At 73.0% G+C, this 18,842-nt stretch carries 20 protein-coding genes and 1 tRNA gene; 9 read left to right on the top strand and 12 right to left on the bottom strand.

Annotated features, from left to right (window positions below):
• Positions 1-36: 36 nt before the first annotated feature.
• From ACODR5_RS08960 to poxB, 3 genes are all read left to right on the top strand, one after another.
• Positions 37-675, top strand: coding sequence for a hypothetical protein (locus tag ACODR5_RS08960; RefSeq protein WP_488983386.1), 639 nt, complete (start codon positions 37-39; stop codon positions 673-675).
• 69 nt (positions 676-744) lie between these two features.
• Positions 745-1,110: a YchJ family protein gene (locus ACODR5_RS08955; protein ID WP_230809588.1), complete on the top strand. Its 366-nt coding sequence runs from the start codon at positions 745-747 to the stop codon at positions 1,108-1,110.
• 89 nt (positions 1,111-1,199) lie between these two features.
• A complete protein-coding gene (gene poxB / locus ACODR5_RS08950) occupies positions 1,200-2,924 on the top strand; it encodes a ubiquinone-dependent pyruvate dehydrogenase (RefSeq protein ID WP_488983385.1) in 1,725 nt (574 codons plus the stop codon).
• Between the two features lie 6 nt (positions 2,925-2,930).
• Here poxB and dcd read toward each other — a convergent pair whose 3' ends face one another.
• On the bottom strand, positions 2,931-3,524 hold the full coding sequence (gene dcd / locus ACODR5_RS08945) for a dCTP deaminase (protein ID WP_449853112.1): 594 nt from the start codon (positions 3,522-3,524) through the stop codon (positions 2,931-2,933).
• 132 nt (positions 3,525-3,656) lie between these two features.
• On the opposite strand from dcd, the gene ACODR5_RS08940 reads away from it, so the two are divergent.
• Together ACODR5_RS08940 and ACODR5_RS08935 are read left to right on the top strand one after the other, a co-directional pair.
• Positions 3,657-4,145, top strand: a complete 489-nt coding sequence (locus ACODR5_RS08940; protein ID WP_488983384.1) for a hypothetical protein — start codon at positions 3,657-3,659, stop codon at positions 4,143-4,145.
• Between the two features lie 105 nt (positions 4,146-4,250).
• A tRNA-Gly gene (locus ACODR5_RS08935) sits at positions 4,251-4,324 on the top strand.
• 39 nt (positions 4,325-4,363) lie between these two features.
• Here ACODR5_RS08935 and ACODR5_RS08930 read toward each other — a convergent pair.
• A complete protein-coding gene (locus ACODR5_RS08930) occupies positions 4,364-5,761 on the bottom strand; it encodes a GmrSD restriction endonuclease domain-containing protein (RefSeq protein ID WP_488983383.1) in 1,398 nt (465 codons plus the stop codon).
• A 108-nt stretch (positions 5,762-5,869) separates the two neighbouring features.
• On the opposite strand from ACODR5_RS08930, the gene ACODR5_RS08925 reads away from it, so the two are divergent.
• The 3 genes from ACODR5_RS08925 (at position 5,870) to ACODR5_RS08915 (ending at position 7,481) form a co-directional block, all read left to right on the top strand.
• Positions 5,870-6,280 (top strand): nitroreductase/quinone reductase family protein, encoded by a 411-nt coding sequence (locus tag ACODR5_RS08925; protein WP_449853109.1) that lies wholly within the window; start codon positions 5,870-5,872, stop codon positions 6,278-6,280.
• A 232-nt stretch (positions 6,281-6,512) separates the two neighbouring features.
• The gene (locus tag ACODR5_RS08920) at positions 6,513-7,130 is read left to right on the top strand and encodes a flavodoxin family protein (protein WP_460815648.1); all 618 of its coding nucleotides are present in this window, start codon (positions 6,513-6,515) and stop codon (positions 7,128-7,130) included.
• A 24-nt stretch (positions 7,131-7,154) separates the two neighbouring features.
• Positions 7,155-7,481 carry a hypothetical protein gene (locus ACODR5_RS08915; protein WP_449853107.1) on the top strand — a complete coding sequence of 109 codons (327 nt, stop codon included), beginning with the start codon at positions 7,155-7,157 and terminating at the stop codon, positions 7,479-7,481.
• A gap of 8 nt (positions 7,482-7,489) precedes the next feature.
• Here ACODR5_RS08915 and ACODR5_RS08910 read toward each other — a convergent pair whose 3' ends face one another.
• The 4 genes from ACODR5_RS08910 to ACODR5_RS08895 all read right to left on the bottom strand — a co-directional run bounded on the left by ACODR5_RS08910 (position 7,490) and on the right by ACODR5_RS08895 (position 12,725).
• Positions 7,490-8,983 (bottom strand): carboxylesterase/lipase family protein, encoded by a 1,494-nt coding sequence (locus ACODR5_RS08910; RefSeq protein ID WP_488983382.1) that lies wholly within the window; start codon positions 8,981-8,983, stop codon positions 7,490-7,492.
• Between the two features lie 44 nt (positions 8,984-9,027).
• Entirely contained in the window at positions 9,028-9,942 is a 915-nt protein-coding gene (locus tag ACODR5_RS08905) for an EamA family transporter (RefSeq protein ID WP_488983381.1), read from the bottom strand.
• On the bottom strand, positions 9,942-11,228 hold the full coding sequence (locus ACODR5_RS08900) for a serine hydrolase domain-containing protein (protein ID WP_488983380.1): 1,287 nt from the start codon (positions 11,226-11,228) through the stop codon (positions 9,942-9,944). The genes ACODR5_RS08905 and ACODR5_RS08900 overlap by 1 nt, the downstream gene beginning before the upstream one ends.
• A gap of 126 nt (positions 11,229-11,354) precedes the next feature.
• A complete protein-coding gene (locus tag ACODR5_RS08895) occupies positions 11,355-12,725 on the bottom strand; it encodes an ATP-dependent DNA helicase (RefSeq protein ID WP_449853103.1) in 1,371 nt (456 codons plus the stop codon).
• Between the two features lie 96 nt (positions 12,726-12,821).
• Between ACODR5_RS08895 and ACODR5_RS08890 the strand changes: the two genes are divergently transcribed.
• Positions 12,822-13,949: a hypothetical protein gene (locus ACODR5_RS08890; protein WP_488983379.1), complete on the top strand. Its 1,128-nt coding sequence runs from the start codon at positions 12,822-12,824 to the stop codon at positions 13,947-13,949.
• A gap of 43 nt (positions 13,950-13,992) precedes the next feature.
• Here the strand turns inward: ACODR5_RS08890 and ACODR5_RS08885 are convergent, their stop codons facing one another.
• The 6 genes from ACODR5_RS08885 to rpmB all read right to left on the bottom strand — a co-directional run bounded on the left by ACODR5_RS08885 (position 13,993) and on the right by rpmB (position 18,491).
• Positions 13,993-15,960 carry a bifunctional copper resistance protein CopD/cytochrome c oxidase assembly protein gene (locus ACODR5_RS08885; RefSeq protein WP_488983378.1) on the bottom strand — a complete coding sequence of 656 codons (1,968 nt, stop codon included), beginning with the start codon at positions 15,958-15,960 and terminating at the stop codon, positions 13,993-13,995.
• A gap of 77 nt (positions 15,961-16,037) precedes the next feature.
• Entirely contained in the window at positions 16,038-16,325 is a 288-nt protein-coding gene (locus ACODR5_RS08880; protein WP_460815639.1) for an HU family DNA-binding protein, read from the bottom strand.
• A 193-nt stretch (positions 16,326-16,518) separates the two neighbouring features.
• Complete coding sequence (locus ACODR5_RS08875; RefSeq protein ID WP_488983377.1) at positions 16,519-17,649, bottom strand: alpha/beta hydrolase; 1,131 nt, start codon at positions 17,647-17,649, stop codon at positions 16,519-16,521.
• Between the two features lie 126 nt (positions 17,650-17,775).
• Positions 17,776-18,081: a 30S ribosomal protein S14 gene (gene rpsN, locus ACODR5_RS08870; RefSeq protein ID WP_449853099.1), complete on the bottom strand. Its 306-nt coding sequence runs from the start codon at positions 18,079-18,081 to the stop codon at positions 17,776-17,778.
• 3 nt (positions 18,082-18,084) lie between these two features.
• Positions 18,085-18,255, bottom strand: coding sequence for a 50S ribosomal protein L33 (rpmG, locus tag ACODR5_RS08865; RefSeq protein ID WP_067026508.1), 171 nt, complete (start codon positions 18,253-18,255; stop codon positions 18,085-18,087).
• On the bottom strand, positions 18,255-18,491 hold the full coding sequence (rpmB, locus tag ACODR5_RS08860; RefSeq protein ID WP_261166782.1) for a 50S ribosomal protein L28: 237 nt from the start codon (positions 18,489-18,491) through the stop codon (positions 18,255-18,257). The genes rpmG and rpmB overlap by 1 nt, the downstream gene beginning before the upstream one ends.
• Positions 18,492-18,842 lie beyond the last annotated feature (351 nt).

The raw sequence follows: 18,842 nt of genomic DNA, 5'->3' as shown, positions 1-18,842 counted from the left end.
CATGAAACTCCCAACCTGATCCCGGAAGGATCTGCCATGAGCACCCACGACACGCACACCCCCGACCACCCCGACCGTCCGCTGGCCTTCTGGCTCAAGGCGGTCGATCGCCTCGTCTCGCGCGAGATCGACGCCGCCTTCGCCGACGAGCCCATCGACCGCCGGCACTGGCGCATCCTGAACCGCATCGACGGATCGGCGCGCGTTCCGGCGATCGACGACCACCCCGAGCTCTTCGCGCACCTGGCGGGGCTGGGCTGGATCGCCCTCGACGACGGCGGCTGGTCCCTCACCGGGGCCGGCCGAGCCGCCAAAGAGCACCTCGCCGAGAAGGTCGCCGCCGTCCGCGCCCGCGTCGCCGGCGCGGCGCCGGCCGAGGACCTCGACACGACCCTGCGCACGCTCGAGGCCATCGCCCGCGAGCTCGGCTGGAGCGAGGAGGACGGGATGCCCGAGCGCCCGCATCGCCACCACCGCGAGCACGAGCACGACCACCGCCACGACCAGGGCCACGGCCACGGCGGCCGGCGCCCGCACCCGCGCTGGGGCCGCCACCTCGGCGCACCCGACGCGCCCGACGCACCGGAGCACCCCTTTCGGCGCGGACGGATGATGGCGCACCGCGCCTTCGAGCGCGGCTTCCTCGCCGGCTTCGACCGCGGCCGCGCCGCCTGACGCGCGAGCCCGCACCGCCGGCGATGCCCCGGACCCTCCCGGCCCGGGGCATCGCCGTACGCTGGATCGGTGAGCTTCGCGCGCGCCTGCCCCTGCGGATCCGGCGATCCCTACCCGTCCTGCTGCGGGGCGCTGCACACCGGGGCGCGGCATGCGCAGACGCCCGAGCAGCTCATGCGCTCGCGGTACAGCGCCTTCGCCGTGGGTGACGCCGACTACCTGCTGCGCACGTGGCACCCGCGCACGCGCCCGGCCGCGCTCGACCTCGACGACGGCACGGAATGGACGGGGCTCGAGGTCCACGAAGCCGCGGGCGACGAGGTGCTCTTCACCGCCCGCTATCGCACACCGCACGGCACGGGCGCGATGACCGAGCGCAGCCGCTTCGCGCAGCGCGGCGGGCGCTGGGTCTACGTCGACGGCGACACCGCCTGACGCTCGACCCCGCGCCGCCAAACCGCCCCGCGCCACCCGATCCGCCCGGGAGTATCCTCGAAGCAGGCCGACCAGGGGGGGGTTTCCGCATGACCACCGTCGCAGAGAACATCGTCGCCAGCCTCCGCGCCAACGGCGTGGAGCGCGTGTACGGCATCCCGGGCGATTCGCTCAACGGATTCACCGACGCGCTGCGCCGGGACGGCACGATCCGGTGGATGCATGTGCGCCACGAGGAGTCAGCGGCCTTCGCCGCCGCCGCCGACGCGGCGCTGACGGGCGAACTGGCCGTCGTGGCCGGATCGTGCGGGCCCGGCAACCTGCACCTCATCAACGGTCTCTTCGACGCCCACCGCTCGCGCGTGCCGGTGCTCGCGATCGCGGCGCACATCCCGACGTCCGAGATCGGCACGAACTACTTTCAGGAGACGCACCCGCAGGAGCTGTTCCGCGAGTGCAGCTCGTACGTGGAGTACGTGGCCGACCCCGCCCAGATGCCGCGCGTGCTCGAGATCGCGATGCGCACGGCCGTCGAGGAGCAGGGCGTCGCCGTCGTCGTGATCCCCGGCGACGTCGCCCTCGCCGACGCCGTGTCGAACCGCACCTCCGTCATCCGGCGCGCGAACCCCACCGTCGTCCCGAGCGACGCCGAACTCGATCGGGCCGCCGAGCTGCTGAACGCCGCCAAGCGCGTCACGATCCTCGCCGGCGCCGGCGCGGCAGGCAGCCACGACGAGGTCATCGCGCTCGCGGATCGCCTGAACGCGCCGATCGTGCACGCCCTGCGCGGCAAGGAGCACATCGAGTACGACAACCCCTTCGACGTGGGCATGACGGGCCTGCTCGGCTTCGCCTCGGGCTACCGCGCCATGGACGCCTCCGACGCCGTGCTCATGCTCGGCACCGACTTCCCGTACCCGCAGTTCTATCCGGATCACGCCAAGACGATCCAGGTCGACATCCGCGGCTCGCAGCTGGGCAGGCGCCACCCGCTCGATCTCGGGCTCGTGGGCGATGTCGGCGCGACCGCCGCCGCGCTCGTGCCGCGCCTGGCCGAGGGCCGCGATCGCTCGCACCTCGACGACGCGCGCGACCACTACCTGCGCACGCGGGCCAAGCTCGACGAGCTGGCCGTGCCGCGGCGCGGATCGGAGCCGATCCACCCGCAGTACCTCACGCGGCTGATCGACGAGGCCGCCGCGGACGACGCCGTCTTCACCGCCGATGTGGGATCGCCCACCGTGTGGGCGGCCCGCTACCTCACGATGAACGGCCGGCGCCGCCTCATCGGATCGTTCAGCCACGGCTCGATGGCCAACGCGCTGATGCACGGCATCGGCGCGCAGACGGCGGCGCCGGGCCGCCAGGTGGTCGCGCTCGCGGGCGACGGCGGGCTCGCGATGATGCTCGGCGAGCTCATCACGCTCACGCAGAACGAGCTGCCGGTGAAGACCGTCGTCTACAACAACGCGTCGCTCAACTTCGTCGAGCTCGAGATGAAGGCGGCGGGCTTCGTCACCTACGGCACCGGGCTGAGCAACCCCAACTTCGCCGACGTGGCCGCGGCGCTCGGCATCCGAGGCATCCGCGTGGAGCGCTCGGACGAGCTGCCGGATGCCGTGGCCGAGTTCCTCGCCCACGACGGCCCCGCCGTGCTCGACGTCGTCACCGAGCGCCAGGAGCTGTCGATGCCGCCGAACGTCACGGCCAAGCAGGTGGGCGGCTTCGCCCTGTATGCGCTGCGCACCGTGATGTCGGGCCGCGGCGACGAGCTGCTCGACCTCGCGCGGGCGAACTGGCGCCAGCTGCTCTGACGCGCGTCAGTCGTGGGCGCCGAGCGAGACGTCGGTGCGGTGGAACGACTGGAACGAGCGCGACGCGGTGGGGCCGCGCTGCCCCTGGTAGCGGTTGCCGTAGGGGCCGGAGCCGTAGGGGTTCTCGGCGGGCGAGGTGAGCCGGAAGAAGCACAGCTGCCCGATCTTCATGCCCGGCCACAGCTTGATCGGCAGCGTCGCGACGTTCGACAGCTCGAGCGTGACGTGACCGGAGAAGCCCGGATCGATGAAGCCCGCGGTCGAGTGCGTCAGCAGGCCCAGGCGGCCGAGTGACGACTTGCCCTCCAGCCGCGCCGCGATGTCGTCGGGCAGCGTGACGGTCTCGAAGGTCGAGCCGAGCACGAACTCCCCCGGGTGCAGCACGAACGGCTCGTCCGCCGCGACCTCCACGAGGCGCGTGAGGTCGGGCTGGTCCTCGGCCGGATCGATGAACGGGTACTTATGGTTGTCGAAGAGCCGGAAGAACCGGTCGATCCGCACATCCACGCTCGACGGCTGGACCATCGCGAGATCCAGCGGATCCAGCCCGATCCGGCCCGAGTCGAGTTCGGCCTTGATATCGCGATCCGAGAGCAGCACGGCACCAGCCTAGACGGCACGTCCGCGCGCGCCCGTTGACACATCCGGCGTGCGGCGTCAAGCGGGAGGCGCCGGGCGCCGCAAGCGCGTTACATCGGTCGTCGAGCGCCGATCGTTCGAGAGGAGACGCACATGTCGCAGGAGCAGAACCCGACGAGCACCCCGGGAGCGAAGAAGACGCCGAGCACGGTGGACGCCGCGAAGGAGGCGGCCGCCGAGGTCGCCGGCGCCGCGAGCGCCGAGGCCGCCGCCGCGTCGGAGGACGCCGCGGCGAAGGTCGAGGAGGTCAAGGCGCAGGCGAGCGAAACCGCCGCCAAGGCCGAGGCCGGCATGAAGGACCAGGCCGCCACCGGCCAGCACAGGGTGGCCGAGGGCCTGCGCGCGGCCGGCGACAAGGTCGGCTCGCTCGCCGAGGGCGAGGGCGTCGTGAGCGGCGTGGTCGGCAAGGCGTCGCAGGGCCTGAAGCAGGCGTCGGAGTGGGTGTCGAACCGCGACCCCGACACGATGCTCACCCAGGCGAAGTCCTTCGCCCGCCGCAAGCCGTGGGTCGTCGCGGGCATCGGCGCCGCGGCCCTGCTCGTGCTGAACACGCTGCGCAAGGCGGTGTCGGGCAAGCGCTGATCGCCGCGAGGGCCGGCGCCTTCGCGGGCGCCGGCCCTCGGCGTGCGCCCTGCGACCGGCCGGGCGGACGCTGTTATGCTGGCTGACACGCGCTCCGGCGCGTGCGGGGCTGTAGTTCAATGGCAGAACTTCTGCTTCCCAAGCAGACAGCGCGGGTTCGATTCCCGTCAGCCCCTCCACTTCTCAGACGCGATGTCCGGCGGGTCACCTCCGCTGCCTCACTCGCAGCCGATGCCGTCGCCGTCTCGGTCGAGCTTGCGCGAGTAGCCGGGATCGCCCGCGTGGATCGGTGCCGCGCCCGCCGCGCGCACGGCGTCGCAGTTGGCGTAGGAGACCTCGACCGGCGGGGCCGGTGCGGGCGGGGCGGGCTCCGGAGCCGGCGGGGCCGGCGCAGGCACGGGAGCCGGAGGAGCGGGCGCGGGGGCTGGAGGAGCCGGAGCAGGCTCGACGACGGGCTCGGGTGCCGGCGCCGGCGGCTGGGCCGCGTATGCCGACGTGAGCGCAGGCTCGTCCGGGCAGTCGGCGAGAACCCGCGCGATGGCGTCGTGTTCCGCCTGCGTCACCCACAGGCCGTACGTCGCCTTCACCGACACCTGGCGCGCGACGTAGGCGCAGCGGAACGCCCTGTTCTTCGGCAGCCAGGTCGCCGCGTCGCCGTCGCCCTTCTGGGCATTGGCCGCGCCGTCCACGGCGAGCAGGTTCAAGGGGTCGTTCGCGAACGACGCACGCTGATCCGGCGTCAGCTGCTGGGCGCCCTTCTGCCACGCGTCCGAGAGCGACACGACGTGGTCGATCTGCACCAGCGACGACGTGTCCTGCCCGCGGACGAACGCGATGGTCGAGCCGGTGAACGGATCGGCGAGCACGCCCGACATCACCTTGCACGGCCCCGACCGCACGACGTCCGCGAGGTCCCTCGCCAGAACGTCGTTGCGGGTGTCGCACCCGTTGCGGTCGACATCCAGCCAGCGCTGCCCGAACTGATCGCGGTCGAAACCGGTCTTCGGCGCGCGCCCCTTCACCTCGAGCGTCGCCAGCACCGCGAGGGCCGTCTGATCCGCGGTCGCCCCGGCGTCGGCGGGCGTCGAGGTCTCACCCTCGAACGCCACATCGGTGATCTCCTCGTCCACCGGCTCCGCCGTGACAGTCGGAGTCGGCGTCGGAAGCGGAGTGGGCGTGGAGGACGGCGGGGCGTCCTCGGCCGCCACGGGCTCCGGATCGCTCGGATAGATCGTCGTCGCGACCGTCCCCGTGACCACGAACATCGCCGCCGCGGCCGCGGTCACGGCCAGTGCCGCGCGCCGGGAGCGCAGCCGCAGCCACGTCGGCGTGCCCCTCACCAGCCCGACGATCGCGGTGATCATCACCGCGATCGAGATGAGGGTGAACAGCGGCGACAGCACGATCCCGATCGCCACGCCGACGAGTCCGATGACGACCCACAGCCACACCGGCACGCGGCGGGTTCGCGTCTCGGGCTGCACCGCGGGCGGCGGCATCATCCCGACGGCAGGCGGCGGCGTGACCTCCTCGGTCCATCGGGCGCCATCCCAGAAGCGGCTCCGGTCAGGATCCTGCGGGTCCGGGTACCACCCGGCGGGAGGGTCGAACCCCATCGTCTTTCGCCTTTCGCGCCGATTGCCAGAAAGCCCTATCGGCGGCCCGCGCCAGGGCGTAAGGCGTATCCGCCCGCGCCCACCCCGCGCGGGAGTACCGTGGCGCGCATGGCGGACTTCAACCAGCGGATCATCGACGAGTTCCGGGCGAACGGCGGCAACGTCGCGACCATGGGATTCGGCAGGGGGCTCGTGCTGCTGCACCACATCGGCGCGAAGAGCGGCACGGAGCGCGTCGCGCCCCTCGCGGCGCGGCGGCACGCGCCGGACGTGTGGCACGTCGTCGGATCGAAGGGCGGGGCGCCCGAGCACCCGGCCTGGTACCACAACCTGCTCGCGCACCCCGATGTGGAGATCGAGACGCCCGACGAGGGCGTCGTGCCCGTGCGGGCGCGGGATCTGCCGCGCGAGGAGCGTGACGAGGCGTGGCGGCAGCTCACAGAGATGAACTCGGGCTTCGCCGAGTACGAGCGCCGCACCGACCGCGTCATCCCCGTCGTCGAGCTGCGCCGCCGCTGACGCGGTCGTCGGATCGCCCGCGCCCTCGCCGGAGCCCGGCGCGCTCGGATGACGCATCCGACCCTCGTGGCCACACCCGGCCCAGCGATCCGACGACTGGGCACCGGGATCCGACGACCGAGCAGCACGCGGATCTGCCGGCAACCGCGAACCCGGCCGCGAATGGTAGCGATCACCCGGCCCGCGCGAAAGCGCATGGGCACCCGCGCGCCCGCGGCGTAGCGTCGGGCTCATGGCGGACAACGAGATCACGGCACTCGCACTGAACTGCACCCTCAAGCCGTCGCCGGCGGAGTCGAGCACGCACGTCATGGCGCGCCAGCTGCTCGAGCGGCTCGCGGCGCACGGCATCGACGGGCACGAGCTGCGCCTCGTCGACCACGACATCGCGCCCGGTGTGCAGGCCGACATGGGCGAGGGCGACGCGTGGCCCGAGATCCGGCAGCAGGTGCTCGATGCCGACGTCCTCGTCTTCGTGACGCCGACGTGGCTCGGTCAGCACTCGAGCGTGGCGCAGCGGGCGCTCGAGCGGCTGGACGCCGAGCTGTCGGCGACGGACGAGCAGGGGCGGCCGATCCTGTGGGACAAGGTCGCGATCGCCGGCGTCGTGGGCAACGAGGACGGCGCCCACCACATCTCGGCGATCCTGTTCCAGGCGCTGGGCGACATCGGCTTCACGATCCCCGCCCAGGCGGCCGTGTACTGGAACGGCGAGGCGATGAGCACCACCGACTACAAGGACCTGCCCGAGACGCCGCCGTCGGTGGCCTCCACGATGGACGGCGCGGCCAGCAACGCCGCCCACCTCGCCCGCCTGCTGCGCTCCCGCGCGTACCCCGCGGCTTCCTGACCGGCCAGAGGCGAGGAGGATCGGATGAGCACCCCCGGCGGTCCCGACGACCCCACGCTCATGCGCAACCAGCCGGTGCTGCAGTCGCCCAGGCGCCGCTGGTGGCTGATCCCCGGCCTGCTGCTGGCCGCCGCCGGCATCGCGTCGCTCGCGGCCGCGCTGCCGCTCGGCCCGGCGCTGGCCGGCACGGGGATCGGCATCGTCGCGGCGGCGGCGATCGCCATGGTCGTCGTCGCCTTCGCGGTGCGCCGGCCGGTGGTGCGCAACCGCGTGCTGGCCGCACTCATGGCGCTCGCGGCGCTCGTGTCGATCGTGCTGCTCGTCATCCTGCTCGGCGCCACCCGCGTCTGAGCACGGGCTCAGACGAGCGGCATCAGGCCCGCGTAGGCGCGGCGCGAGTCGTGCGTGCCCGCGCCGTCGAACACGCGCGCGACGTCGCCGTCCGACCACCGCCGCCAGTCGACGCGACCCTCGCGGATGAACGACAGCGCCGCCCCGTGGTACGCCCGCGCCAGCGACTCCGGCGGGTTCGGCCCCGCCACCCGATCCACCTGCGGCGCACCGAGCACGTCGAAGAAGAACGGCACGTCGAGGCAGTGCATCGCCCAGTGCCGCGTGGGCGAGACCCACGAGAACGCGTAGACCCACGTGTCGGGCGACGCCGCTCGCGCCCGCGCGGCGCGCACGACGTCGCGGCGCATCGTGGTGTCGCTCACGAACCGGCCGAGCAGCCGCCGCGGGCCGCGGGCGCGCAGCTCGGCGTTTGCCGCCAGGTACGCGCGGCGCCGCTCGCCCCGCAGCCCGAGCACGCGCAGCAGCAGCGGCAGCGGCACGAGCCGCACCGCCCGCGGCAGGTCGTCGGCGATCATCGAGAACTCGTCGTCCATCCCGCCGACGACGAGCGGCTTGTCCGACCCCGTGCCCGCGGCGAGCGACGCGATCGTGGGCCGCACGATCAGCTCGCCGTCGACCGAGGGGCCGATGTTCGGGATCCCGCCGTCCAGCGCGCGGCCCAGCGCGCCCAGCCCGCCGCTGAGGGGATTCGGCAGCAGATCGTGCAGCCGCTCGGGCGGCACGGCGGCGAACGCGGCCGCGGTGGGGCCGGCGACGCCCGCCGCGGCCGCGACCGCGCGCGAGACCGACTGCGCCGCCTCCTCGGGGATCGTCACGGCGGTGGGCGACATGCTCCAGGCGTGGCGGAAGAGGTGCTGCGCGGCGGGCATGCCCAGCAGCGTGAGCACCGCGCCGCCGCCCGCCGACTGCCCCGCGAGCGTCACCCGATCCGGGTCGCCCCCGAACGCCGCGATGTTGCGCTGCACCCACTCCAGCGCCAGCAGCCAGTCGCGCACGCCGCGGTTGGTCGCGCCGTCGCTCACCCAACCGAAGCCGTCGAAGCCGATCCGGTACGAGATCGCCACCGTCACGACGCCGTCGCGAGCGAACGGCGCGCCGTCGTACCAGGGCGAGGCGGGCGAGCCCGACACGTATCCCCCGCCGTGGATGTACACGAGCACCGGAAGCCGCGCGTCCGGCCCCGGCGACGGCGTGAAGACGTTGAGGTTGAGGATGTCGTCGCCGGGGATCGACGGCTCGGGGATGAGCGTCACACCGGTGTCGCCGCGCTGCGGGGTGGCGCCGGGCCGCGTCGCGTCGCGCACGCCGTCCCAGGCCTCGGCCGGCTCGGGCGCCGCGAACCGCCGCTCCCCCACCGGCGGGCGCCCGTACGGCACGCCGAGGAACACCGCGCACTCGCCGCGCCAGGCCCCGCGCAGACGCCCCATGTCGACGCGCACCTCGGGCGCGCTGCGCTCGGTCGTGGTCCGCGTCGCGTCGTCGGTGTGGGATCCCGTCACACCGCGACGCTACGGGGCGCGGCGACGCCGCCGCAAGGCGGGCGTCAGGCCACCGGCTCCACCGTGGGCGCGCGATCGTCCCTCGCGCGCGCCGCCCACACCGCGCCGGCGCTCGCGACGACGACGAGCGCGATGCCGGCGATCTCGAGCCACTCCAGTCGCTGGCCCAGGATGAGGAAGCCGGCGAGCGCGGCGGTGGCCGGGCCGAGGCTCATGAGCACGCCGAACGCCGACTCGCTGAGGCGCCGCAGCGCCGCCAGCTCGGCCGCGTACGGGATGGTGGACGACAGCAGCGCGACGGCGGCGCCCAGCGCCAGCAGCGAGGGATCGAGCAGCGCGGCGCCCGCATCGACGATGCCGAAGGGCAGGGCGAGCACCGCGCCGACCGCCATCGCGAGCGCGAGCCCGTCGAGCCGCGGGAAAGCGCGGCCCACGGCGGCGCTGCCGCGGATGTAGCCCGCCCAGCTCACGGCCGCCACGAGCGCGAAGGCCACGCCGACCGGGTCGAGCTCGCCCCACCCGCCGGCGCCGAGCGCCGCCACGCCGGCGAGCGCGAGCCCCGCCCACAGCCAGGCCGCGCGGCCGCGGGCCAGCGCGACCGAGAGCGCGAGCGGCCCGAGCACCTCGATCGTGACCGTCACGCCCAGATCCAGGCGCTCGAGCGCGAGGTAGAACGTGCCGTTCATGAGGGCGAGCACGGCGCCGAAGCGCACGACCGCGGCCCAGTCCGCGCGCGAACGGCCGCGCAGCGACGGCCGCGCGATGGCGAGCAGGACGAGCGCCGAGAACACCAGGCGCAGCATCACGATGCCGAGCGGGCCGGCGTGCGGGAACAGCAGCACGGCGATCGACGCGCCGATCTCCTGGCAGGCCAGCCCGAGCACGACGAGGCCGAGGGCGACGGGGGCGCCCTGCCGCGCCGCGGCGCCCCCGTCGTGGTGCACTGGCGGCGCGGCCACTAGCCGATCGGGCAGATCGCGCTGGCGGCGACCGCCTCGTGCATCGACTCCGCCGTCCACGGCAACCCGAACTCCGGCTGCGTCTGGCCGGAGGCGGCCGGCGCCTTCGAGGCGATGGCCGCCAGCTCGCGACCGAGCAGGCCGACGATCCCGCCCTCCGAGGCCGAGTTGTTCAGCACGACCGCCACCGCCATCCCCGTGGCCGGATCGGCCCACACGCTCGCGGCGTAGCCGGGGATGGACCCCTGCTGCCCGAGGAGCGTGCCGGCCTGGAAGGCGCCCCCGCCGTACTGGAACCAGGTGTCGGCGTCGGGGTTGACGGGGAGGTTGTGGTCGAAGCGGCCGTTGTCCTTCTCCGCGAGCGAGTTCGCGGCCAGGATCTGGCCGTAGCGCCCGAGGTCGCCGATGGTCGAGACGACGCCCGAGTCGGTGAAGCCCACGCTCGCCGAGAGCTCGCTGTAGTCGGCGGGCGCCACGCATCCGGCGTCGCGGTCGGCCTGGGACGAGACATAGCCCGGCAGATGACGGGACGTCGTCGACGGCACGGCGGCTGCATCGCCCGGCAGCGCCGTCTGCCGCAGTCCGCCCGGCTCGAACACGTACTGGTTCATCAGCGTGGACGCGCGGTGGCCCGAGGCGTTCTCCAGCGCCTGGCCGAGCAGCAGGTAGGCCACATCCGAGTCGCGGTACGCCGCGCCCGGCACGCCGCGCTCCTGGGCGAGGCCGTAGGAGGCGAGCTCGCGGGGGTTCCACTCCCGGGCGGGGGTGGTGTAGACGGCGTCGGCGGCCGTGCTCCACGACTCACCCAGCCCGCTCGTGCCGTCGCACAGCTGCTGCAGCGTGATGTCGCCCGGATCCTCCGCGGCCAGGTCGGGGACGCTGGGCACGTGCTCGGCGATCGAGTCGCCGAGGTCGAGCGTGCCCTCCTTCGCCAGGTCGTACAGCACGTCGCACGTCATCGCCCGCGTGACGTCGCCGATCCGGAACGACATGTCGGTCGTCACCTCGGATCCGGCGCCCTCCGGCTCGGTCGTGCCCACGCCGGCCACCCACGTGCCGCTCCACGGCACCCAGACGCCGACGATCGCGCCGGTCGCGCCCGAGGCCTGCACGGCCTGGTCGACGGCCCCGCGCAGCTGGTCGACGGTCTCGCCCGGCAGCTCGGCCTCGACCTGCGACGGCAGCGCGACGTCCGCGGCCCGGGACTCCGAGCACGCCGTCAGCGCCAGACCGATCGCCATCAGCGCCGAGAGCGCGGCCGCGCCGCGCCGTGCCTTGCTCCGCATTCCACTCCCTCGGTCCAGAAACTCGAGTCTAAGCCGTGGCGGCCGCCCCTCCCCGCGAACCCGCCCTCGATCCGCGAACCCGCCCCGGATCGGGCGCGGGCTCGGCGAGCGGGCGCGGGCTCGGCGTCAGCTCACGCGCATCTGGGCGCCCTGGCGCTCCCACACGCCGCGCATGAAGCGGCGGACGTCCTCGTCGACGCGGATGTCGCTCGGCCGCAACGGGCGGGTCAGGTAGAGGCCGTCGAGCGAGGTGAGCCGGCTGAGCGCCACATAGGTCTGGCCGGGGGCGAAGGCGCCGGCGCCGAGGTCGACGATGGCGCGATCGTAGGTCTTGCCCTGCGACTTGTGGATCGTCACCGCCCACGCCAGGCGCAGCGGGAACTGGGTGAACTCGGCCACGACCTCGCGCGTGAGCTTGCGGGTGTGCGGGTCGTACGCGTAGCGGTACTTCTCCCACACCGAGGGCTCCACCTCGAACTCCTCGTGGTCCACCTCCACCCGCACCGTGTCGCCCACGATCTTCGTGACGGTGCCGATGGTGCCGTTCACCCAGCGCGGCGGCTCGCCCTTGGCGCCCGCGTCGTTGCGCAGGAACATCACCTGCGCCCCGACCTTCAGCTTCAGCTCCTCGTCGGCCGGGTACGCGTCGCCGCGGCCGAAGTCGCCGCTGATGTCGGCCCGCGCCTTCTGCTCGCGCCCCGGCAGCTGGGCCAGGTGCTTGGCGTTGATCGCGTTCACGCGGTCGTTGCGCGTGGCGAGCGTGATGACCGGATCGTGCGGATCGTCCGGCGGCGTGCGCGCGCCCGTGGCGTTCAGGACGTCGGCGATCTCCTTCGTCACCCGCCCATAGCGCACGGCGTTCAGCATCGCCTTGAATCCGTCGTCCGACTGGCGGTGGATATGGGTGAGCTCGCGGATGTGCAGATCGGCCCCGTGCCTGCCGAGGTCGATCAGCCCGTCGGACGCCGGCGCCTGCCCCGCCCACACGTGCGCGTCGAAGAACCAGAACGAGCGGTAGTGGTCGGCGATGTACCGCGCCTCGTCGCCGCGCGGCGGCACGGGCGCCAGCTGGTACGGGTCGCCGAACATCACGATCTGCACGCCGCCGAACGGCTCCGCCCGCCGCCCCCGCGCCTGCCGCAGGGCCCGGTCGATCCCGTCCATGAGATCCGCGTTCACCATCGAGATCTCGTCGATCACGAGCGTGTCGATCGCGTTCAGGATCTTGCGGGTGGCCTCGTTCTGATCCAGGTCGCTGTCGGCGATCAGGCCGATCGGCAGGCGGAAGAGCGAGTGGATCGTCTGCCCCTCCACGTTGAGCGCGGCCACGCCGGTGGGCGCGCAGATCGCGATCTGCTTGCTCGTGTTCCACGTGAGATGGCGCAGGAGGGTGGACTTGCCGGTGCCGGCGCGACCCGTGATGAAGACGTGCTCGCGCGTGTCCTCGATGAGGCGGAACAGGGCTTCCTGCTCCGCGGACAGGACGGGCGCGCTCACCCGTCCATGCTAGGGCGCGCGGGCGGCGCATCTCGGTCGCATATCGACCGGGGCGATGCCCAGGCGTCGCGCAAGCGGCGTTCATAGACTGTCGCCATGCAGCAGGGGGAGCGGGGCGAGACGGCACTGGCCGACCCGCCGGCGGGCGCCGTCGCCGCCCCCGCGGCACCGTCACCCCGCAGGTGGACGGGCCTGGAGATCGCGATGACGGTCGTGATCGGCGCGCTGCTGATCGCGGCGATCGCCGCCGGGTTCGCCTCGCTGTACCGCGGCTTCTGGGGCCCGAGCGCGTTCGCCGAGCGATACGTGCAGCTGATCGCCGAGGGCCGGGCGGCCGACGCGCTGGCCGTCGACGGCGTGGCCGTCGACACCGCCGAGCTCGAGGCGGCGGGCCTGCCCGCCTCCGCGCACGACGCCCTGCTGCGCTCCACCGCGCTCGGCTACGACCTCACCGACATCCACGCGGTCGAGGAGCGACAGGTCGACGGCGACACCGAGGTCACGGTCGCGTACCGGATCGACGGCACGACGGCCGAGTCCACCTTCCGGATCTCCCCGTCCGGCTGGAGCGGCCTCGTGCCGGCGTGGAGCTTCGCCCGCAGCCCCCTCGCCGTCGTGCAGGTGGGGGTGCACGGCTCCATGAGCTTCGCCGTGAACGGGTTCGAGATCGACAAGCGCCAGGTCTCCCCCGACGGCGTCGACGCGGATCCGCTCGCGCCCGTGTCGCTGCTCGCCTTCGCGCCGGGCATCTACGAGGTCTCCGTCGACACGCCCACCACCGCGGCCGAGCCGCAGCGCGCCCTGGTGGACGAGCCGCTCACGGCGACCGCCTTCGACCTGCAGGCCGCGCCGACGCCCGAGTTCCTCGACGTCGTCGCGGAGCAGGTGAGCAGCTTCCTCACCGGGCAGTGCGCCTCGCAGCAGGTGCTGCAGCCGGCCGGGTGCCCCTTCTGGGTGTCGCTGGAGAACCGCCTGGCCGCCGGCACCCTGCCCACCTGGTCGGTCGTGCAGGAGCCGCCGATCGAGCTGGTCCCGGACGGCGCGTACTGGCGCATCGCCGAGGCGAGCGGCCTCGCCCACATCGAGATGGACGTGCAGTCCATCGCCACCGGCCGCATCACCCACGTCTCAGAGGACGTGCCGTTCACGATCGACGGCACCGTCGAGATCCTCGCCGACGGCACGGCGCAGATCCGGATCGGCGCCCCGCTGCTCGAGGGCTGACGCCCCACGCCCGGCCCGGGGCGTCGCGGCTGGATGCCCGCGGCTAGATGCCCGCGCGCTGGTCGCGCTCCGCGAGCGCCGCGAGCCGGGCGTTGTACGCCTCGAGCTCGGCGTCGCCCGTGCGGTCGGCGTGACGGTCGCCGCGCCGCTGCTGCCGCTCGTCGCTCCGGCTCCACTGGATCGCGACCGTGATCGCCGTGATGAGCGTGGGGATCTCACCCACCGACCACGCGATCCCACCGCCGATGTACTGGTCCTCCAGCGGCGAGGGGCCCCAGGTGCGGCCCATCGAGCCGTACCACTCCGCCACCATCAGGCCGCTCTGGCTCATGATCGCGATGCCGAAGAAGGCGTGCATCGCCATGACGACGATGAGCGTGACGAGCCGGCCGGCGTAGGGCAGGCGGTACGGCACGGGATCGATGCCGACGAGCGACAGCACGAACAGGTAGCCGGAGATGAGGAAGTGCGTGACCATCCACTCGTGGCCGAGGTGGTCGTACAGGCTCCACCGGAACAGCTCGCTGAAGTAGAACAGCCACAGCGATCCGATGAAGATGCCGGCCGCGACGAACGGGTGCGTCAGCACGCGCGCGAGCGGGTTGTGCACGGCCCACAGGATCCACTCGCGCGCACCACGCGATCCGTCCTCGCGACGATGGATGGCGCGGGCCGCGAGCGTGACGGGCGCGCCGGGCACGAGCAGCAGCGGGATCGCCATGCTCAGCAGCATGTGCAGCAGCATGTGCGCGCTGAACAGGTAGTGGCCGTACGCGTTGAGCGGCCCGTTGGTCACCCAGATGAGCAGCAGCATGCCCAGCACCCACAGCGCCGTGCGGTACAGCGACCACGCGTCGCCGCGGCGGCGCAGCCGCCACACGCCGGCCAGGTAGAACGCGATGCCGAAGACGCCCACGAGCAGCCACAGCGGGTCGAGCTCCCACTCGGTGAGCAGCCGCGCGGGGGTGAGCTCGGGGGGCAGCGGCGCCTCGGAGAGGATCTCGGCGGGCGTCTGCGCGAGCGGCGCGTCCTCGCCGACGGGCGGGGCGGATCGGGCGAGCGCGGCGGCGGCGCCCGAGGCGATGCCCATGAGCGCGAGCTCGAGGGCGATCACCCACCAGAACGCGCCGCGGCGCTCGCGGGCGATGAGCCGCGCGCGGTACCAGGCGCCGAGCGCGCCCATCGCGAGCAGCGCGACGATCTTGACGCTCATGACGATGCCGTAGGGCGTCGTGACCAGCTGGGTCGGCGAGGTGAGCGCGGCGAACGAGCGGATGACGCCGCTGGCCGCGACGAGCAGGAACGCCACGAGCGCGATCGAGGAATAGCGCTCCAGCACGGTGCGCACGCGGTCGGCCTCGAGGAGCGGCCGCACCACGACGAGCAGCAGCAGGCCCCCGAGCCATGCCGCGGCGCCGAGGATGTGGATCGCCATGGTCGTGACGACGAGCCCGTGCGTGGCGAGGTCGCCCGAGTGCCCCTGGGTGGCCATCGGCAGGAGCGAGACCGCGGCCAGCGCGGCCGTGAGGAGGGTGGGGATCCAGCCCCGCACCGCGAAGGCGAGGACCGTGACGAGCGCGGCGACGACCGTCGTGATCAGCCACGTGCGGCCGAGCTCGGTGTCGACGAGGAACCGGCCCAGCTGCGCGCCGAACTCCGGACCGGCGCTCAGCTGCGCGTTGAACACGTCGAGGAAGGTGAGGAAGGCCACCGTGCCCGACGCCACGGTGAACACGGCGGCGCCGATCGAGGCGGTGTCGAGCGAGGCGTCGAACTCCCGCTCGCCCTGACGCATGGCGAACAGCGCCAGCACGAGCGAGCCGAGCATCGCCGCGGCCGAGAGGTTCACGAGCAGCTTGGCCACCGGCAGGCCCCACCGCACGAGGGGCCCGGCGTCGCCGATCGCCAGGGGATCCGCCCCGCCCGCGAAGGCGAGCGCCCACGCGACGGCCGCGACGGCGGCGAGGAGCAGGATCGCCGGGCCGGCGACGCGCAGGAGGCGGGGAGTCACCCGATCAGCCTATTTCGCGCCGCCTGAACGAAGACGCGAAAAGGGCCGCCCCGGAGGGCGGCCCTGGGAACGCGGTCTTACTTGACGGCGCTCTTCAGCTTCGAGCCGGCGGTCACCTTGACGCGCTTGCCGGCCGGGATCTTGATCTCGGCGCCGGTCTGCGGGTTGCGGCCGGTGCGAGCGGCGGTCTCGACCTGCTCGAAGGCGATCCAGCCGGGGATCGAGACCTTCGAGCCCTTGGCGACGGCCTCGGACACGGTCGTGAAGAGCGCGTCGAGCACGCTCGAGACGGCGGCCTGGCTCTGACCGGTCGCGCTCGCGATGCTCGCAACGAGCTCGGTCTTGGTGATGTTCTTGTCGGCCATGTCATCCTCCAGCGGCGAAGGACGCCGCAGAACGTGGTGTTATCGGCCGGGAGCGGTTGCCCCCGGGTGGTCGTTCGACCGCCTTGAATGTATCAACGAGCCCCGGCATTCCGCGGATTTTCGCGGCTTTTGCCGCAATCCGGGCGGCGTGTCGCCCCCGCGGCGTGACGGATGTGACGGATGAGGCCGCCCGTCAGTCGTGCAGCAGACGCAGCGCGGCCACGACGTCGCGATGCCAGCGGCGCGCGGCGGGCAGCACCCCGGCGTACACCGCGGCGTCGTGCGGCACGCCCAGGTACTGCACCGCGCTGGCCTCGACGCCGGCCTCGCGCAGCGCCGCCGCGTACGCCGCGCCGTCGCCGCGCAGCGGGTCGTACTCGGCGGTGAAGACCACGGCGGGCGGCAGCCCGGCCAACGACGCGGCCCGCATCGGCGAGGCCAGCGGGTTCTTCGCGTCGCGCCGGTGCGGCAGGTACGTGCGCGCGACGGAGAGGAGCTCGCGCGCCATGATGATGGTCGGGATGCCGAGCGCGCGCGTGGCGGCGAAGTCGATGTGGCGGCCGGTGAGGTCGACCACCGGCACCTCGAGCAGCTGGCCGCGCAGCGGCAGGGCGTCCCTGTCGCGGTTGGCCAGGGCCACGGCGGCGGCGATGTTGCCACCGGCCGACGTGCCCTGCAGGGCGACACGGCCCGCGTCGAACCCGAGCTCGTCGGCGCGCTCGAAGAGCCAGCGCAGCGCGGCGAGCCCCTGCTCCACCTGGGTGGGGAACTTCTGCTCGGGAGCGAGCACGTAATCGACCGCCACCATCGCCACGCGGGCCTCGGCCGCGCGCCGCCGGTTCACCGCGTCGGTCGTCGGGAAGTCGATCCCGCCGATCCGGAACGCGCCGCCGAAGAACGTCAGGCAGGCGGGGATCGGCCCCTCGGCGGCGATGTCCCAGTCGGCGGCCGGGTAGTAGACGCGCACCCGCACGTCGGGGTAGCCCTCGACCGGCACGACGTGCTCGGCCGTGCGCACCTCCGGGCCCGGCACGCCGGACTTCGCGAGCTCCTTGCGATCCCAGTTCCTCGCCTGGCGCCGGTGCGCGGCGCGCCGTTGCGAGGCGTGCGGGCGGTGCTCCCTGATCGCCTTCTGCGTCTCGGCGCGGGCGGCACGGCGCGCGACGTCCTTCTCGGCGGGGCTGGCCGCCTCCACGCCCTGCTCGGCGGTCGGCCGCATGAACCAGGGCCACCCGAGCCGCGTCTTCAGGCGGCGCAGCGCCTGGGAGACCCAGTACTTGCGCTCGCGTCTCAGTCGCTCGGCGAAGAGCGGATCCAGCTGCATACGCCGATGCTATCGGCGCGGCACCGGGGCCGCCGACGCGAAAGGGCGGGACCTCCCGGAGGAGATCCCGCCCTTGTCGCGGCTCTGGTGCTTACCAGGACGACAGTGCTGTCAAAGTCGAACTGATTACCAGCTCGACTTGGTGACGCCGGGCAGCTCGCCACGGTGCGCCATGTCGCGGAAGCGCACACGCGAGATGCCGAACTTCGTCAGCACACCGCGGGGGCGGCCGTCGATGGCGTCACGCGAACGCACGCGCACCGGCGAGGCGTTGCGGGGCAGCTTCTGCAGGCCGACGCGGGCGGCCTCGCGCTCGTCGTCCGACGCGTTCGGGTCGACGAGCGTCTTCTTCAGCTGCGCGCGCTGCTCGGCGTAGCGGGCCACGATGACCTTGCGCTGCTCATTACGCGCGATCTTGCTCTTCTTGGCCATGGATCAACGCTCCTCTCGGAACTCGACGTGCTTGCGGACGACCGGGTCGTACTTCTTCAGCACGAGGCGATCGGGGTTGTTGCGGCGGTTCTTCTTGGTCACGTAGGTGTAGCCCGTGCCCGCGGTCGAACGCAGCTTGATGATCGGACGGATGTCCTGAGCCTTCTTGGCCATTAGAGCTTCACACCCTTCGCGATCAGGTCCTTGACGACCGACTCGATGCCGCGGGCGTCGATGACCTTGATGCCCTTGGCCGAGACGTTCAGCGTGACCTTACGGCCGAGCGACGGAACGTAGTACGTCTTCTTCTGCACGTTCGGGTCGAAGCGACGCTTCGTCCGTCGGTGCGAGTGCGAAATGTTGTGACCGAATCCAGGCGTGGCGCCGGTCACCTGGCACACAGCAGCCATGGTTCACTCTCCTTCAATACCGTGACCCCGGACGGGACCACCCAAGATCTCTTGTCTGCACATGCCGCACCCGCCCTCGCGGGCTGTGTTCAGGTGGGGAATGCACGAACTACGCGCAGGAGTGCGCGCAGACAGTGTTCTACACTACCAGAACTCTCGCCCTCGTCGGGCCCCGCTTCGCGGGGCCGCTCCTCAGGCGCGGGCTGTCGCGGGCCCGCGACAGCCGTGCACGCGTGGCTCGCCCGCTGCGCGCACGCCTTCGGCGTGCACTTGCGGGCTCGGGCCGTCGCGTCGCGACGGCCGCGCGTGGGGCGGGCGCAATGGCGCCCGCACGCTCGGGCCCCGCCTCGC

This window comes from Microbacterium sp. FG3 (genome assembly GCF_057809335.1).
The sequence above is the reverse complement of the archived record's forward strand: the minus strand, read 5'-3'. Positions and strand labels throughout refer to the sequence as shown.

Excerpts from the sequence above, each read along its gene's own strand:
- ACODR5_RS08960 (WP_488983386.1), top strand. The coding sequence starts at position 37 with ATGAGCACCCACGACACGCACACCCCCGACCACCCCGACCGTCCGCTG.
- poxB (WP_488983385.1), top strand. The coding sequence starts at position 1,200 with ATGACCACCGTCGCAGAGAACATCGTCGCCAGCCTCCGCGCCAACGGC.
- ACODR5_RS08940 (WP_488983384.1), top strand. The coding sequence starts at position 3,657 with ATGTCGCAGGAGCAGAACCCGACGAGCACCCCGGGAGCGAAGAAGACG.
- ACODR5_RS08930 (WP_488983383.1), bottom strand. The coding sequence starts at position 5,761 with ATGGGGTTCGACCCTCCCGCCGGGTGGTACCCGGACCCGCAGGATCCT.
- ACODR5_RS08925 (WP_449853109.1), top strand. The coding sequence starts at position 5,870 with ATGGCGGACTTCAACCAGCGGATCATCGACGAGTTCCGGGCGAACGGC.
- ACODR5_RS08920 (WP_460815648.1), top strand. The coding sequence starts at position 6,513 with ATGGCGGACAACGAGATCACGGCACTCGCACTGAACTGCACCCTCAAG.
- ACODR5_RS08915 (WP_449853107.1), top strand. The coding sequence starts at position 7,155 with ATGAGCACCCCCGGCGGTCCCGACGACCCCACGCTCATGCGCAACCAG.
- ACODR5_RS08900 (WP_488983380.1), bottom strand. The coding sequence starts at position 11,228 with ATGCGGAGCAAGGCACGGCGCGGCGCGGCCGCGCTCTCGGCGCTGATG.
- ACODR5_RS08890 (WP_488983379.1), top strand. The coding sequence starts at position 12,822 with ATGCAGCAGGGGGAGCGGGGCGAGACGGCACTGGCCGACCCGCCGGCG.
- ACODR5_RS08880 (WP_460815639.1), bottom strand. The coding sequence starts at position 16,325 with ATGGCCGACAAGAACATCACCAAGACCGAGCTCGTTGCGAGCATCGCG.
- ACODR5_RS08875 (WP_488983377.1), bottom strand. The coding sequence starts at position 17,649 with ATGCAGCTGGATCCGCTCTTCGCCGAGCGACTGAGACGCGAGCGCAAG.
- rpsN (WP_449853099.1), bottom strand. The coding sequence starts at position 18,081 with ATGGCCAAGAAGAGCAAGATCGCGCGTAATGAGCAGCGCAAGGTCATC.
- rpmG (WP_067026508.1), bottom strand. The coding sequence starts at position 18,255 with ATGGCCAAGAAGGCTCAGGACATCCGTCCGATCATCAAGCTGCGTTCG.
- rpmB (WP_261166782.1), bottom strand. The coding sequence starts at position 18,491 with ATGGCTGCTGTGTGCCAGGTGACCGGCGCCACGCCTGGATTCGGTCAC.